Below are 15,492 nucleotides of genomic sequence, written 5' to 3'. Positions count from 1 at the left end.
TCGGCTTCGTACTCCAGCGACAAATTCATCAAGCTGGTACCGCCCAATTTGAAGCTCAAAAAATAAATAAAGACGATACAGACGCATAAAGTGGCGGCGGGCATATACCCGCCGCCACTTTTTCATGAGGGATGCGCCCTCTCTCTGAAACAGATTACCGTTGAAATCCTCCAGCCAGTGCCGTCATGAGATAAATTTTGTTGTTATACCACGGAGAACAGGCTTTTTTGCATAGTTTCTACTCTGATGGGTACTCGACCAGAAAATGGATAAACTCACCTCAGAAACAGCTGGAAAGGCGCGCGCGACAGCACTATCTAACGATTTCCTGCAGGTGTATCAAACCGTGGCACAGACATATGGCAGCGCCCGCGCCCGGTGCGCTCGGCAAACCGCTGATGATAGGCCTCCGCCTCATAAAAGGGCCCGGCCTGTTCCAGCCGCGTGACCACGTCATAGCCCAGCTCTCTCAGGCGATTCATAAGCTTACGGGCCACGGCTTCCTGCCCGGCATCAAGAAAAAATACCGCAGACCGGTACTGGTCGCCCACATCCGGTCCCTGACGGTCAAGCTGGGTGGGATCGTGGATTTCAAAAAAACGGCGCAAAATCTGCTCATAACTGACCACTGCAGGATCAAAGGTCACGCGCACTGCTTCAGCGTGCCCCGTGTCGCCCCGGCATACGTCTTCATAGGTGGGATTAGGCACATGCCCGCCCGTATATCCTGAAACCACGTCGATCACGCCGGGCATACGGCGAAAGGCATCCTCAACGCCCCAGAAGCATCCTCCCGCCATAATGGCAGTACCCTTTGGGGCGGGTTGCGTGCGTTTCGCCAGAGCCTGTGCCTCTTCCTGACTGCCTGCCGGGTAAAAAGCCATAGAAAGAGAATTGACGCAGTGGCGCGTATTCTTGGCAGTAAAGCCTTCTCCCTCAAAAACATGACCAAGATGCCCGCCGCAAGCGGCGCAGACAATTTCCACCCTTCTGCCGTCGGCATCGGGCAGCCGTCTCACTGCCCCCGGCAGTTCCGTATCAAAACTGGGCCAGCCGCAGCCAGATTCAAATTTGTCTTTTGAACTGTAAAGAGCAGCACCGCACTGGCGGCATACATATGTTCCAGCCTCTTTACTTTCTGTATAGCGGCCAGAGTATGGGGCCTCAGTGCCCTTGCGCAAAATGACGTCTGCCTCCCGGTCCGAGAGGGGCGGCATGGGAGATGAAGTTTTCATGGCAGCCTCCGATGAAGCACGGGCTGAGGCAGCTCCAGAAGTGTCTGCCCCCGCCGCCGGGGATACAAGGTACAGGCCGCAAAGCAGGCACACGGCCATTATTTGAAAAAAGACATTGTAGCGCATGACGTACTCACTGTTTCTATTTCAGATAACTACCCTGCTGGCGCGGTCAATACCTGCCGCCCGCAAAGCTGCCGATAATGCATGCCGATAATATAAAAAACCCGCTCTAAAATATAGAGCGGGTATGTTGAACACTTGGGGCTGTTTCTAATAGATGATGTGCGCCAAAGGCACGAAAGGGCTTTTTTCGATAACGAGCGGCTCTTACAGTACATGACTGGAATAAGAATAGCCTTTTGACGCAGTCAGCCGACAAAAAAATTAATCAGGGAAGCCCCTGACAGCCAGCCCATAAAAAGGCGTAAATATAAATTATCTGGGCTCCCCCTGCTCACCAGGCGGTAAAGCAGATGTGCCCTGCCGCAGAACAGCGGCCAGGCTGCCCGATCAGACTACGCCCTATGAGTGCGCAACCTGACCGCGTTAGTTTTCCCAAGGCAGAACCTCTTGCCTTGAAATGCTCTAGCGGCTGCATGAACAGCCCCACCGAAGAGACCTCCATAACAAACGTACCGTAAATTTTGAGAACATGCGTTCTCAAAATTTGTTCACCCTAGGCAGAAAATCCGTCTGGATGATTTTTATGCCATTCCCATGCCGAAGCAATGATCTGATCAATACCTGCCTTGGCCTCCCAGCCGAGAATTTCTCTGGCGCGGTCAGCGGAAGCCACCAGTCTGGCCGGATCGCCGTAACGGCGCGTGGCCATAGTTACGCCAATGTCATAACCCGTCACGCGGCAGGCAGCGGCCACCATTTCGCGCACGCTGAACCCCTTGCCATTGCCAAGGTTGCATATTTCGCTGCCGCCTCCGGTGCCCAGATAATCCAGGGCGCGCATATGTGCGTCCGCCAGATCCATAACATCCAGATAATCACGAATGCAGGTGCCGTCGGGCGTGGGATAGTCGTCACCGAAAATAGTCACGATTTCGCGGCGTCCCAATGGAACCTGTAAAATGAGCGGGATAAGATGGCTTTCCGGCCTGTGGTCTTCACCAATGGCACCACCGGGCCATGCGCCGCCCACGTTGAAGTAGCGCAAACTCACAAAACGGATGCCGTGAGCCTTGCCCACCCAATGCATCATGCGCTCCATAATAAGCTTGCTCTCACCATAGGGATTGGTGGGCCGCAAGGGGGCATCCTCACCAATGGGCACACTTTCCTGTTCGCCGTACACGGCAGCCGAGGAAGAAAAAACTATCTTGTCCACATGGTTGCGCACCATTGCTTCCAGCAGGGTTTGCATTCCGTGAACATTGTTGTGAAAATATTTCAGCGGCTGCTCCATACTTTCACCTACCAGCGAACTGGCGGCAAAGTGCAGCACGGCGCTCACACGGTGGCTGGAAAAGACCTGATCCAGTAAAGCCGCGTCGCGTATGTCGCCTTCGTACAGGCTGACCCCGTCAGGCAGTGACGCCCGGTGCCCGGTCAAGAAATTGTCCACAACAACGACATCTTCGCCACGCGCCAGCAATGCGCGCACATTATGGGAACCAATATATCCGGCTCCGCCGCAAACCAAAATGGACATGGGCATTCTCTTTTGTTGAAAGCATCTCTGCGCGGTACGCCACGCGAATGAAGTTTCGCTTTTTTGCACAACAACTGTGGCTCTGGCAAGCCCTGCCACAACCATGAATGTATTTTGCCATTTCTTTTGGCGCGATGCCAGTGCAGGAACGATCTTTTTTCAGAATGGGCCTTGCAGGAAGTTTTGATAAACAAAAAAACAGTGGCAGCAGTGGATAATCATCGCATAAAAGCGGCATGAAACTATCAGGAACATGATGTCTCCCCTTCTGAAACGTCATACGGCCCGCGACCTGATAAAAGGTTGCGGGCCGTATGGACTGCCTGCCGCAGGGGCCTTGTGTTCAAAGGCCCCTTATTTTTTTCGTGTTTCCTACAGTCCCTTGAGCACGTCCTGTGCAAAAGAGGCGACGGCATCGGCGTCACTGGAAGCATCGCCTTCCATCTTGAGGCCTTCACAAATAATTTCCGCACCCAGCCCCTTGGCTCTTTCTTCAATGGCGGGCACTGCGCCGCAGTAGTGTTCGTACTCCATATCGCCCGAGGCAAAGGCAGCCACCTTCTTGCCCTTGAGGCCCATGCTTTCCATTTCGTCAAACAGGGGGGCGAAATCGTCCTGCAGTTCCAGATCTTCCATACCCCATGCCGAGGCGCCCATAAGCACCGCGTCATAGCCGTCAGCCAGATTGTCCGCAGCAGCTTCAGAAGCGTTCAGCAGGGTCACTTCATGACCACCGGCGGCAATAAGCTCTTCCAGCTTCTGGGCAATGCTTTCGGTATTACCAGTGCTGGATCCAAACAGAATCATAACCTTGCTCATGGTACGCTCCTTCCGGCCATTGACCGGATCTTTATAAAATGAAATTCATTTTCAAATGAAATAATGAGGTTCCTTGTCCGTGTCAAGCCCATGCAGATGTAAAATAACAAGTTCTTTCAGGATGCTTTGCGAGGGGGGCTACATATGGTGAAGACGCCGACCGGAGCCAGCGTCTTCACCATACAAAAGAGCAACAAGTTATCTGTGACAGCAGTCACATTTTCTTATTTCTTTATTCCTGAACAACGGTTTTTTCAGCGTTGTCAGGACATTCGTCAGGCGTGCTTTCATCACCAGCGCTCTCGCCAGGAGCCAAAGCGCCTTCCTTGGCGCGCGGTTCCGGCAGGCTCCAGGTTCCGGGCATGGGGGCTGTCAGTTCAGCCTTTTCACCCACGTAGGGGTTGAAATAGCCATGACGCAACCAGGGGCACAGTTTTTTCAGCCTTTTCATAAACTGTATCAGGCCCATGCTGGGAGAAAGCTCAAGCGTGCCCCCGTTCTCACTGCCCTGCTTCATAAGGTTAAAATACCATTCAGGGTCAATATTGAGGTTGCGCCACTGAATCATGCTCACGCCGTTTTCGCCCACCATACGGGCCAGAGCTTCCAGCTCTTCTTCCGTATCTGTAACGCCAGGAAAAAACAGCAGGTTCAGGGATACAAAAACACCACGGCTTCTGGCCTCGCGTATGGATGCGCAGACATCGCTCAGGTTGTAATCCGCAGGCCGATAGTAACGTTCATACAGGGTGGGCCGCGCACTGTTGATGCTGACACGCATGCTGGTAAGCCCGGCTTCAGCCAGACGGGCCACGGCCTCAGGCCGTGAGGCATTGGTATTGCAGTTTACTGTGCCAGGCCCGCCGCCTGAACGGAAAAGCCGTATGCTCTCTTCCAGAAGATCCGGGTTCATGAGGGGGTCTCCCTCACAGCCCTGCCCGAAGGAATAGATAGGGGTGCGGCTTTCCCGTCCGGCATGAATACGCATGACCTCGGCCACTTCAGCGGGTTCCGGCGTGAAGGCCAGACGGCACTGGGGCGTCACCGCCACAGGAGAATCGTTGTCCTGAGCCGAAATACAGCCGACACAGCGGGCATTGCAGGCCCGTGACGTTGGCAGGGGGGCTTCATAGCGGCCAAGGGCAAAATTGCGGGCCGCCGGGCAATCGTACCGGGCGACGCAATTATCCATAATATGTCGAACAAGCCTGTTCTTTGGATATTCGCTCAGCAGCCTGCGCGCGCCCTGCTCGATGCGATGACGCGGAATGCGGGTGAACACCTGACGCGGGTCTGTATCAACCCTTTTGGCGCAGATATAAAACCGCCCCCGCGCAAACCCTATTGCGCCATAGGCAAAAAGCGGCAACAAAGGCGCGCCGGGGTTGCTGGTGTAGGCAGGATGCGCCGAAAGCGTGTGGGCAGGGGAGGCAAAAGCCGCCACAGCCAACTGAGCCTCGCCCTCGGGCGAAGTTATTTCCCCTGTATCGGGATCAAGCCCCACGGCCTGACGCCCCGGCAGCAAAAAGAACTCGCTTTCTTCGGGCAGGGGCATAAGTTCGTCCGGGCGGGGCAGCCCCCATTGCGCACCCCGGCGACAGACCATGAGCAGGTGTTCGTCGTCATAAATATTGCCCTGCTCATCGGCCATGACCAGATGCGGCTCAATATGCTGCGTGGCCATAAATGCTCCTTGCCCCGGCGGGGGTGAACGTATATAACGGCCACACGCGGCCGGGCAGTCCCGGCCCGTACTTTTGGAGGCCCTTCATGTTTTCCATAATGCTTTTCATTTTCTTGTGTTTTTTCGGCATTCTTGCCGTCCTTGTCTACATGCTGCGCAGCCAGGAGCGGCTGGTACGGCAACTGCACGAAGAACACGCCCAGCTGCGGTTGTTGCTGCGCGCCGTGGAATCGCGCATGGACTATCTGGATGGCGGCCAGTCCGCCGCGCTCTCAAATGCTGACAGCCCGGAACAACAGCATATCCATATGGATTCTACGCCCTTGGCAGAAGCGGAAATGGATATGGACTCAAACACGCACGAGAATGCATACCACCCCGTGCGCGCTGCCAAACTGACGGCACGTAGCGCTGATGCGGTACAGAACCCCAGTCATGACCCCTTGCTGCACCTGAGCTTTGACCCGCCTGCTGGCAATGGGCAGGAAGCGCGCGCTGCCAGTTCACCTGCCGTGGACCCGGCGCTGGATCTGCACTTTGATCCGATGGACGTGACACAGGCCGTGGCCAGGCGCTGAACCGCCCTGGGGTTCGCCCCACAGTTTCGCCCAAATACCGGGCAGACGCCTTGCCCATATATTTGTCCCAGCCATATCGGCCAGACATGGCTCCAGCATCAGCCCCGGTGCCGGGCCTAGCTCTCCGGCCCGGCAAGGCCATAACGGCCTTTTGCTGCGGCAAGGTATGCCCGGCGGATATCAGGATTGCCGCACTCATCGGCCCAGTGCAGATAGAGCAATCTGAGACATTGTTCAAGTACAGCCTCTGACCTGACAAGGCGCTGCGGCACAAGGCACTCGTAGCCACAACTCCACAGGTCGCACAGGTGGTCGGTAAACGCATGAGCCCTGTGGCTTGCGCGGTGACGCGCATTGACCTCGGCTAGTCCCGCTGCCCGAATGTGCGCCGCCACTTCCGGGTGCTCCAGCAAAAATTTTATGCGAAAAAGAGCATCGCCCGCATCGTTGGGCGCATAGCCCACCAGGTGTTCGCCGTCCACAAAAAGCTCGGCGAGTCCGTGCCCCACGCGGGGCGTCACAAGGCAGCCGCCACAGCCAAGGGCTTCAAAAACCCTGAAATTCAGGTCGCCGTGCTCGCAATGGTTGAGCAGAACCCGCCCATGGGAAAAAAGCTGCCTGTAGGAGCCCCGGGTTATGTGCAAACCCGGCAATTGACCGCCCAGAGCACGCAAAAATTCCGAACGCAAGGGCATGTTTTCCGAAACAGTTCCCACAAAAAGACAGTCCCAGATGGTCTGTACTTCGGGATCGGGCTGGTCCTCTTCCCAGGCAAACGGCGGGGACCACCACAGCCGGTCTTTATCAAGAAAAGGCCCGGAGAACAGGGAAAGATGGTCACGCAGGGATACTATGCAGGCGTCAAACGCCTGGGCATAGAAGGGATGCCAGGTGTGGATATGTGAATCCACACTGTAAAAAACCGTCAGGCAGGGGAAATTTTCAACCCCGAGCACAAAAGGAGGGCGACTTTTGTCAGCCACGACCAGCACGTCAGGCGTAAAGCCCGCCAACCGCACAAGATCTTCCCAGCTGAAGACACGGTCGTCCTCAAAATTGTGCAGGACCACATCCTGCCAGCCGCTGGCACGCAATTGCGCACCAAAAAACGGGCTGCCTATCCATAAAACTCGTTGCATGGTTCTCCGGTAACTGTCAAAAAGCCTTCTGCATGTCGTACAGTTGCCAACAACGCCAAGATACCATAGGTTTGAAACCTAGCCTCGACGCTTCGCGGCGTCAAGACGAGAGACTGCAACATGCTTTTTAATGCCCGCCGATTAAGGCTTCTCACGCGCATTTTTCTGGCGCTTTTCCTTCTGCTGTCGTGCCTGACTGCGGGGGCCTTTTACCTATTGCAGCGCAACCCCGAAGCGCTTGCCGGGCATTTCATCGAAGAACTGAGCACCCGCACCGGGCTGACCATCACAGTGGATGCCGTAAGCGTGGCGCTTCTGCCCGTGCCTGCCCTGGCTGTAAGCAATGTGACAGTCGCAGGCGAAAACTGGCATTTCACCACGGCGTACGCGACGCTGCGCCCCGACTTTGCCGCGCTTATTCAGGGCCGCCTTGAGCCCCGCAATATATCTCTGTTACGCCCCCGCATAACCGGAACCGTGCCCGTAGCTCTGAGCCCGGACATGGACTTCAAGAGTCTGCTGGGTCCGGGCAGCGACGGCACGCTGCCGTTGCCCGGACGTTGCCGCCTTGCAATACAGCAAGGCGAAGCGCGTATTGAGGGGGCCGACGATTCAAGCCTGACAATTGAAGGCGTGCAGTGTGATCTCGAGGCCAAACCCGGCGACAACATTAGCGGCAACATTGGGTGGACAGCCGCCGCGCTTGTGCCGCCCGGCGGCCAGCCTTTGCGTCTGGACAGCCTGTATATCGACGGCAAAACCAGCCTTGTTGATCCCCTGACGCACAGCCCGCGCATGACTGGCAGCGGAGTACTGCACCTGCCGGACTGGCTGCCCGAGCTGAAATTTTCTCTCAACCTTACGCCCGACCTTATTCCCGGCAAGCACGGCCTTACCCTGGTGACAGACCTCGGCGGCACCATCAGCAAAGACGCCGTTGCCATTCCCTTCAAGCTTGCGGGCAAGACCGCATGGAAGCAATCCAGCCCCGATACGGTCAGTCTGGACAAGCTACATCTGGCGCTGGGGCCGGATACCGTAAGCTTTGACGGCGCAGTGCATCTGAAAAACGGCGCGGGGCCATCTATTGAAGGCCGCCTGCAACTGCACAGGGCAAGCCTCACTCGCTGGCTGGGCTTTGCCCGCAATCTGGCTCCCGGCCTGCAAGTGGCTCTGGACGAACTTACTGAAGGACTGCTGGTTTTTGATCTGGACGCCACCGGGCTGCGTGTGCCGCATATTGAAGTATCCGCAGCAGGGAGCCGCTTTACGGGATCAGGCAGTGTGGCCGATTGGCACAAGCCGGAACTGTTGCTGGACCTCAAATCTGACAACGTAAATCTTGGCCGCGCCATTCCCGAAGCCGTGGGCGTTCAGCCGGAAGAACCCCAGTTCGGGCACGGCCCATTCACTCCACTTCCGGGTGCCCCCCTCATGCCCGGCGAGGTCGGCCTGGACTACAACATCAGGTTGGCCGCCAAAAAGGTGGATTACGGCACCATCGTTATCAACGACGCTCTGGTGGTCATCCGTCAGGGCCTTGTTGATGCGCAGAGCCGTCTGGAAGACACCCTGCTACTGGTGGAAGGCAAGCTCTACGGCGGCAGCGTCAAGGGTGAAACCATTCTTGGCGGCGACAAAAGCACGCCCTACTCCATACGCCTGCGGGCCCGCGACGTGAATGGCGAGAACCTTGGCAAGGACCTCAAGGTCATGCCCGTAGGGGGCGGACGCTTGCGGGCCGATGTGGACATTATGAGCCAGGGCCGCGAGCTGGATGTTTTTTTGAGCAAGCTGCGCGGCAGCGTGACCGCCCGGGCTGAAAACGGTTTTTTGCGCGCGCCGCCACGTATCAGCGGCGGAAAAAAAACAACTTTTGCCTTTTCTATGATGGATGTGGGCCTCAAGGTGCGCACAGCAGCGTGGGACGGCCAGAAACTCGGGCTTGAAGGACAGTGGACAGCAGGAATGGCCGCTTCCGGTCTGGACCTTGCCGCCGATATTAACGGCAGATTATGGTTCAGCGGCGATGGCGCCGACGGTGGGCAGATGGACTTTACCAGTCTGCCCGGTTCGTTTTCCCTGCGCATGGACCCGGAACGCTCCTTCAACCCCGATGGGCTGCATGTGCAGGCCTCCGGCCGCTTCAGCGGGCAATCTGCCCGCAACGAATTTTCTGTGTCCGAAGGACACTTCAACGCCCTGGGCATAGAGGCCCACGGACACGCCAGCTTTATCGCCGCCAAGGAAGGTCCATCCTGGCAGGGCAAGGTTTCTGCTTACAGTTCAGACCTTGCCCGCACGTTGCGCCTTGCAGGCATGGGCAAAATCACTATGCCCAAGGGCTTCAGCAGTCTGGAAATGGACACGCGTTTCAGGGGCGATACAACCTCACTCTCCTTGCGCGAAATACGCACCAAGCTTGACCAAAGCACCATCACTGGCACGCTGAATCTGGCGTGGAAAGAACAACTCAGTCTTAATTTCAAGCTCAATGCCGACGAACTTGATCTTGACCGCTACCTGGATAATGGCAAAAGCAGCACAGGGAAAAGCAGTCCTGCCAGCAATAAGGAATGGGACTTGCGTTTCATGCGCAACTTCCGGGCGCAAGGCGAAATGGGTGTTGGCAGGCTGAAGGCCATGCGCTTTACCCTGCAAAACCTGCGTACCAAGTATAAACTGGAAAACGGTCGGCTCACGTCCGATTCCATAACGGGCCAGTTTTACGGCGCGCCCGTCATAAGCAAGGGCTCCATCACCTTCACAAAGGGGCTCAGCTTCAGCAACACCCTCACCATCAACGACTTTGATCTTAAGGCTGCCAGTGATGCCAGAGGCGGAGCCGCCGCCCTTACAGGCAAAGGCTCTGTGCATTCAGAGATGCATGCCAATCTCACCGGGCCGGATCAGTTGCCCGCCTTGCTCAACGGCAAGTGGCGCGTTGAGGTGCTCAACGGCTCTTTTCAGCACAGAAGCTCTGACGGCAAGCTCAAGGGCAAACCCACTATGATCACCGCGTCAGGCGCGTCGGGCACGATCACCAATGGCGTAGCGCGCGGTAGTGATTTTTATCTCAAAGGGCCGGGGCTTAAGGTTAATGGCGGCGGCTGGATTGATTTCAACAATGAAACTCTGGACTGCAATTTCAACGTCAGCATGAAAAATGTGCCAGATTTTCCCCTTCGTCTCTACGGCAGCATGAGCAACACCAAAACCTCCATTGGCGCCGGAACTCTCATCTTGAACACCATAGGCGACATCACCAAGGGTTTTGTGGATGTGCTCGGCGGCATTGTCGAAGGCACCTGGAAGCTTTTTCGCTGAAAAAATTTGTTGGTATACAACACTTCTGCGCAATATCAATGCACGCCTTGTCGACCATTCTTCCTGTCACCCGTTGACAGAAGCGACTTTACGGTCTAGGTTCGTGGCGTGTTCTTTTTTGCACAACCAAAATTGCGGTTCCGCCAAGGAGAGTAACGGTGAATATTCTGATTTTCGGACCCAACGGCAGCGGCAAGGGTACTCAGGGCGATCTTATCAAGCAGAAATACAACCTCGCCCACATCGAATCCGGTGCCATTTTCCGTGAACACATCGGCGGCGGCACTGAACTTGGCAAAAAAGCCAAGGCCTATATTGACCGTGGCGACCTCGTGCCTGACGACATCACCATTCCTATGGTGCTTGAAACCCTGAAAACCAAGGGTCAGCACGGCTGGCTGCTGGACGGCTTCCCGCGCAATATGGTGCAGGCTGAAAAGCTGTGGGACGCGCTGAAGAAAGAAGGCCTTCGCCTGGATTATGTGGTGGAAATTCTGTTGCCCCGTGAAGTGGCCAAAAACCGCATCATGGGCCGCCGCCTGTGCAAGAACAACAACAACCATCCCAACAATATCTTCATTGAGGCCATCAAGCCCTCTGGCGATGTGTGCCGCGTCTGTGGCGGCGATCTCTCCAGTCGCTCCGACGACCAGGATGAATCCGCTATCAACAAGCGCCACGATATTTACTACAACACCACCGACGGCACCTTGGCCGCCGCTTATTTCTTCAAGGACATCGCCGCTCAGGGCAAGACCAAGTACATTGAGCTGAACGGTGAAGGCAGCATCGACTCCATCAAGGAAACCCTGCTGTCCAAGCTGGCCTAAACGATTTATCAGTAGTGATGTCGGCAGCCGTCAGGCACTTTGGTGCTTGGCGGCTGCCGCTTTTCATTGTTCTGGCAACTAATTTCTCAAATGCCGGATAGGAAGCTTCCGCCGCAAGGCAGGCGCCCCTTTACAGCATTGCGAATGGCGGCAAGCCCGAACAACAAAAGCAGGCTGCGTCTTTACCCCGTCATTTACGGTTGATTTCTGTCCCTTTGCCCGGCTACCCGACAGGCGATGCCCCCCCATACCTGCGGGGCAGGGCGTGTCATCCATATGCGGGCGCTATCCGCCGGTATCCGGCACTACCCCGCGCTCCCTGCAATACAAGGCCGCACAGTATGCTTGCCCCCGAAGGCAAGCTGCGCTACTACTCGGCCATGAGCAATTCACAAAACAATAATGGCTTTACCAGAAGCGCATCGATGCTGTTGGACGAAGTGATTGGCCTGCCTGCAACCGCACAGGCTGATAATACTGTGGACGTGGCCTTTGTGCGCCCCGCAGCCAAACAGCTGTACGCTCAGGATGGGGACGATTTTTTTGCCCCGGCCACCAGCAGCTCCGCGGGATTCGACCTGCGCGCCTGCCTGGATGAGGATGAAGCCGTCATCGCTCCTGGTCAGCGTCTTAAAATCGGCACGGGCATAGCCGTCCAGCCCCAATCATCAGGCATTGCAGGCTTTGTTTACTCCCGCAGCGGGCTTGGCGCGCGCGACGGTCTCACCGTTGCCCAGGGTGTAGGCGTCATAGATCCCGACTATACGGGAGAAATTCTGGTGGTCCTTCTGAACACCTCCGGGCAGGAACGCCGCGTCGCCAAAGGCGAACGCATCGCCCAGCTTATCTTTCAGCCCTTTATGCGACCGAACTGGCGCGAAGTGGCGGAACTGGCTCCCACAGAGCGCGGTTCCGGCGGCTTCGGTCACACCGGGCGCTGATTGCGTTGTACCGGAAACGCCGGTACGCGCCCATCCCAACACCATATGTTCACTGAGAAAAGGAGTCCGTCCATGTCACAAGCCTTTGCTGCCGTCAAAGCCGGGGAAGAAAGCCTGCTCTGCCGTTCTTACAGCCGCTATCCTGTGGCTGTGGTCCGAGGCAAGGGCGCGCGATTGTGGGATGCCGACGGCAAGGAATATGTGGACCTGCTGGCGGGCATTGCCGTCACCGGCCTGGGACACTGCAACGACGAGGTCAACGCCGCCCTTGTGGCGCACGCTGAAAAACTCTGGCACGTGAGCAATCTGTTCTATCAGGAAGAGCAGCTTGAACTGGCCCGTCTGCTGCTGTCTACCAGCCACCATCAGAAGGCTTTTTTCTGCAATTCCGGTGCGGAGGCTAACGAGGCCTGCATCAAACTGGCCCGGCGCTATATGCGCAAGGTGAAGCAGCGCGATGCTTACGAAATCATCACCCTGGAAGGCTGCTTCCACGGGCGCACCCTTGGCGCTCTTGCCGCCACCGGGCGCGAAAGCCTCAGTGACGGCTTTGCGCCTCTGCCCGAAGGGTTCAAGCAGGTTCCCGCTGGTGACCTTGAAGCAATGAAGGCAGCCATCACCCCGGCGACCGCCGCTGTTCTGGTGGAAGTGGTACAGGGCGAAGGCGGCGTGGTACCCTTGTGCGGCAACTACCTGCGCCAACTCGAAGCCCTGTGCCGGGAACGCGACGTGCTCTTCATGTGCGACGAAGTTCAGGCAGGGCTTGCCCGTACTGGCAAATTCTGGGCCTTCCAGCAGCATGGGCTGAAGCCCGACGCCATCAGCATGGCTAAATCTCTGGCTAACGGCCTGCCTATGGGAGCCATGCTCGCCACAGATGAGGCCGCCAAGGGCTTTGAGGCAGGCAGCCATGCTACCACCTTTGGCGGCGGGGCTCTTGCTTCAGGCGTGGCAGCCAAGGTTGTGGAAATTCTGCTGCGCGACAAACTGGCTGACAGGGCCGCCGAGCAGGGCGAACACGTGAAGCGCGAACTGGCCGCCATGCAGACGCGCCAACCCGGAAAAATCAAAGAAGTGCGCGGCCTGGGCCTCATGATCGGCATAGAGCTTGCCGTTGACGGCAAGCCTGTGTGGGAAGAACTGCTGCGCCGGGGTTACATATGCAACCTGAGCCACGGCATAACCCTGCGCCTTCTGCCGCCCCTGAATATTGACAAGGCTGACCTTGATGCATTTTTGCAGAGCCTTGAAGATATTCTGGCCAATATTCCCGCCTGAAAAAGCCCATCAGGGGCTTTACAGAAAAAAAATTGTGGACTAAATAATCTGCGTTGAAAATCGACTACGATTACTACGGCAACCCCGCTCCGGCGGGGTTGCCGCTTACTTTGACAGGAGACAGCATGGACGTTTTTGATCAAGCTACTGAACTGGAACGCCTGGACCGGGAATCTGCCCTTTTGAGAGCTCGTGCGGCCATTGACCACGAAGGGCCCGAAATGATTAACGGCGTGGCCTGCTGCCGCGAATGCGGCGACCCCATCCCCCAGAAACGCCTCGAGGCTCTGCCCGGCGTTGGCCTGTGCCGCGCCTGCCAGGAAGAACGCGAAGACAGCTAGAGTACATTGCGCTGAAATAGGCTTGTAATGGCAGGCAAAGCCCGCCGACGCCTATTTTGCGGCAGGGATTGATATATCCTTGCGGACATTTCACGCGTGAAATGCTCTAGCCGCCCCCTCCCCCACTTTTGAGCGCGGGCACCCGCCCGATCCGCATTTTCCGGCTACTGCCGATTCTTGACACTCGCCCTTTATCCGGCAACACGCCACGACGGCGCTGCACATACACGCAGCATGCTTTCATGCCATCGGGCTTGAACAGATACGCAGTTTCAGCAGGAGCATTTCAACTTTAAAATGCCCGGATGGCTGCATGAGCAGACGCCCGCCGTGGAGGAATGTAGCTCCAGCCGTTGCTTTAGCCGTTGCGCCGCAGGGAGCTATGAATAAAGACGGCGGTGAGTTACGCAAAAATCTTACCTAAAGAGTCGCTGTCGTCATCCGCAAGCCGCTGACACTGCAACGGTTAACGCGCCCGCAGGGCTGCCTGAACCGTTGACGGAGCCGTCTTACGGGGAAATTACCGGACCAGGACAGCATCACTGCGAATACCTCAGGCATTGTACCGCCGAAAACAGAGCAGCCCCGGCCAGTTGACCGGGGCTGCTCTCATATCAGTAACAAAACGGTGATCAGTTCCAGATAAAGTGCAGCAGCCAGTAGGACACAAACCCAACGGTGCCAGCAGCGGGCAAGGTCAGCAACCAGGCAGTGACCAGACTTCCGGCCACGTTCCAGCGCACGGCAGAAAGCCGCTTGGTAGACCCCACGCCAAAGATGCAGGCCGTGATGGTATGGGTGGTGCTCACAGGCGCGCCCATCATCGAAGCTCCGGTAATAACCATTGCTGCCGAAGTTTCAGCTGCAAAGCCGTGTACGGGCTCCAGCTTGAAAATGCGGTGCCCCATAGTCTTCACAATTTTCCAGCCGCCCACGGCAGTACCCAGGGCCATAGCCCCGGCGCAAGACAGCTTGACCCACAGGGGTACTTCAACAGCGTCGATTTTTCCAAAAATAAGCAACGCCAGAGTAATGATACCCATAGTCTTCTGAGCGTCGTTCAGGCCGTGGCTGATGGCCATAAAGCCAGCTGACACCAGTTGCAGCCGCCTGAAAACGCCGTTGACCCGGCGGCGGTGTACTCGCGCGCATATCCAGAAAATAATCCACATGATCAGGTAGCCCATAAGAAAACCCGCCAATGGCGAAGCCACCAGCGGGATGAGCACCTTGTCCAGAATACCCTTGCCGTTCAATGCGCCAAATCCGGCGTCAGCTACGGCTGCTCCGATAAGTCCGCCAATAAGGGCGTGGGACGAAGACGAGGGAATACCGAAATACCAGGTGATGCAGTTCCAGGCGATGGCTCCCACCAGAGCCGCCAGAACAAGCACATGGCTGCCCTCAACCACATGAGGCAGTACAATGCCGCTGCCCAGCGTCTTGGCCACTTCCGTGCCCAGAAGCGCGCCGCCCAGATTGAGCAGAGCCGCCGCCCCCACGGCAAACCGTGGCGTGACCACCTTGGTGGACACCACCGTGGCAATGGCGTTGGCGCAGTCATGAGCACCATTGGTGAAGTCGAAGATGAGCGCCACCAGCACAATAAGCGCCAGCAGCACAGGAATATCAAACATTTTTCAGCACCGCTTCT

12 protein-coding genes are annotated in these 15,492 nt (G+C 56.8%); 6 read left to right on the top strand and 6 right to left on the bottom strand.

The features are described 5' to 3' along the window. Positions 1-317 precede the first annotated feature (317 nt). The 4 genes from QM579_RS06550 to QM579_RS06535 form a co-directional block, all read right to left on the bottom strand. A complete protein-coding gene (locus QM579_RS06550; RefSeq protein ID WP_414998372.1) occupies positions 318-1,235 on the bottom strand; it encodes a bifunctional methionine sulfoxide reductase B/A protein in 918 nt (305 codons plus the stop codon). Between the two features lie 679 nt (positions 1,236-1,914). Beyond that, the gene (gene galE, locus QM579_RS06545; protein ID WP_414998371.1) at positions 1,915-2,901 is read right to left on the bottom strand and encodes a UDP-glucose 4-epimerase GalE; all 987 of its coding nucleotides are present in this window, start codon (positions 2,899-2,901) and stop codon (positions 1,915-1,917) included. A gap of 372 nt (positions 2,902-3,273) precedes the next feature. After that, positions 3,274-3,720, bottom strand: a complete 447-nt coding sequence (locus QM579_RS06540) for a flavodoxin (RefSeq protein WP_414998370.1) — start codon at positions 3,718-3,720, stop codon at positions 3,274-3,276. Between the two features lie 232 nt (positions 3,721-3,952). Next, positions 3,953-5,404: a radical SAM protein gene (locus QM579_RS06535; RefSeq protein WP_414998369.1), complete on the bottom strand. Its 1,452-nt coding sequence runs from the start codon at positions 5,402-5,404 to the stop codon at positions 3,953-3,955. A gap of 86 nt (positions 5,405-5,490) precedes the next feature. Here QM579_RS06535 and QM579_RS06530 point away from each other — a divergent pair, with 86 nt between their 5' ends. Next, positions 5,491-5,982: a hypothetical protein gene (locus QM579_RS06530; protein ID WP_414998368.1), complete on the top strand. Its 492-nt coding sequence runs from the start codon at positions 5,491-5,493 to the stop codon at positions 5,980-5,982. A gap of 116 nt (positions 5,983-6,098) precedes the next feature. On the opposite strand, the gene QM579_RS06525 is transcribed toward QM579_RS06530, so the two are convergent. Beyond that, positions 6,099-7,121 (bottom strand): glycosyltransferase, encoded by a 1,023-nt coding sequence (locus QM579_RS06525; RefSeq protein WP_414998367.1) that lies wholly within the window; start codon positions 7,119-7,121, stop codon positions 6,099-6,101. Between the two features lie 120 nt (positions 7,122-7,241). Here QM579_RS06525 and QM579_RS06520 point away from each other — a divergent pair, with 120 nt between their 5' ends. The 5 genes from QM579_RS06520 (at position 7,242) to QM579_RS06500 (ending at position 13,838) form a co-directional block, all read left to right on the top strand. After that, positions 7,242-10,448 (top strand): AsmA-like C-terminal region-containing protein, encoded by a 3,207-nt coding sequence (locus QM579_RS06520; protein ID WP_414998366.1) that lies wholly within the window; start codon positions 7,242-7,244, stop codon positions 10,446-10,448. A 158-nt stretch (positions 10,449-10,606) separates the two neighbouring features. Next, a complete protein-coding gene (locus QM579_RS06515) occupies positions 10,607-11,278 on the top strand; it encodes an adenylate kinase (RefSeq protein ID WP_414998365.1) in 672 nt (223 codons plus the stop codon). A 425-nt stretch (positions 11,279-11,703) separates the two neighbouring features. After that, on the top strand, positions 11,704-12,219 hold the full coding sequence (gene dut, locus QM579_RS06510; protein ID WP_414998373.1) for a dUTP diphosphatase: 516 nt from the start codon (positions 11,704-11,706) through the stop codon (positions 12,217-12,219). Between the two features lie 72 nt (positions 12,220-12,291). Beyond that, complete coding sequence (locus tag QM579_RS06505) at positions 12,292-13,497, top strand: aspartate aminotransferase family protein (RefSeq protein ID WP_414998364.1); 1,206 nt, start codon at positions 12,292-12,294, stop codon at positions 13,495-13,497. 125 nt (positions 13,498-13,622) lie between these two features. Then, the gene (locus QM579_RS06500) at positions 13,623-13,838 is read left to right on the top strand and encodes a TraR/DksA family transcriptional regulator (protein ID WP_414998363.1); all 216 of its coding nucleotides are present in this window, start codon (positions 13,623-13,625) and stop codon (positions 13,836-13,838) included. A gap of 632 nt (positions 13,839-14,470) precedes the next feature. On the opposite strand, the gene QM579_RS06495 is transcribed toward QM579_RS06500, so the two are convergent. Beyond that, positions 14,471-15,475: an inorganic phosphate transporter gene (locus tag QM579_RS06495; RefSeq protein ID WP_414998362.1), complete on the bottom strand. Its 1,005-nt coding sequence runs from the start codon at positions 15,473-15,475 to the stop codon at positions 14,471-14,473. Positions 15,476-15,492 lie beyond the last annotated feature (17 nt).

Origin of the sequence: Desulfovibrio sp., from assembly GCF_047607245.1 — a bacterium.
Taxonomy (GTDB): Bacteria; Desulfobacterota; Desulfovibrionia; order Desulfovibrionales; family Desulfovibrionaceae; genus Desulfovibrio.
This window is presented reverse-complemented; position numbering and strand designations above follow the sequence as displayed.

Coding starts and splice junctions, on each gene's coding strand:
- QM579_RS06550 (WP_414998372.1), bottom strand. CDS start 1,235: ATGAAAACTTCATCTCCCATGCCGCCCCTCTCGGACCGGGAGGCAGAC.
- galE (WP_414998371.1), bottom strand. CDS start 2,901: ATGTCCATTTTGGTTTGCGGCGGAGCCGGATATATTGGTTCCCATAAT.
- QM579_RS06540 (WP_414998370.1), bottom strand. CDS start 3,720: ATGAGCAAGGTTATGATTCTGTTTGGATCCAGCACTGGTAATACCGAA.
- QM579_RS06535 (WP_414998369.1), bottom strand. CDS start 5,404: ATGGCCACGCAGCATATTGAGCCGCATCTGGTCATGGCCGATGAGCAG.
- QM579_RS06530 (WP_414998368.1), top strand. CDS start 5,491: ATGTTTTCCATAATGCTTTTCATTTTCTTGTGTTTTTTCGGCATTCTT.
- QM579_RS06525 (WP_414998367.1), bottom strand. CDS start 7,121: ATGCAACGAGTTTTATGGATAGGCAGCCCGTTTTTTGGTGCGCAATTG.
- QM579_RS06520 (WP_414998366.1), top strand. CDS start 7,242: ATGCTTTTTAATGCCCGCCGATTAAGGCTTCTCACGCGCATTTTTCTG.
- dut (WP_414998373.1), top strand. CDS start 11,704: ATGCTGTTGGACGAAGTGATTGGCCTGCCTGCAACCGCACAGGCTGAT.
- QM579_RS06505 (WP_414998364.1), top strand. CDS start 12,292: ATGTCACAAGCCTTTGCTGCCGTCAAAGCCGGGGAAGAAAGCCTGCTC.
- QM579_RS06500 (WP_414998363.1), top strand. CDS start 13,623: ATGGACGTTTTTGATCAAGCTACTGAACTGGAACGCCTGGACCGGGAA.
- QM579_RS06495 (WP_414998362.1), bottom strand. CDS start 15,475: ATGTTTGATATTCCTGTGCTGCTGGCGCTTATTGTGCTGGTGGCGCTC.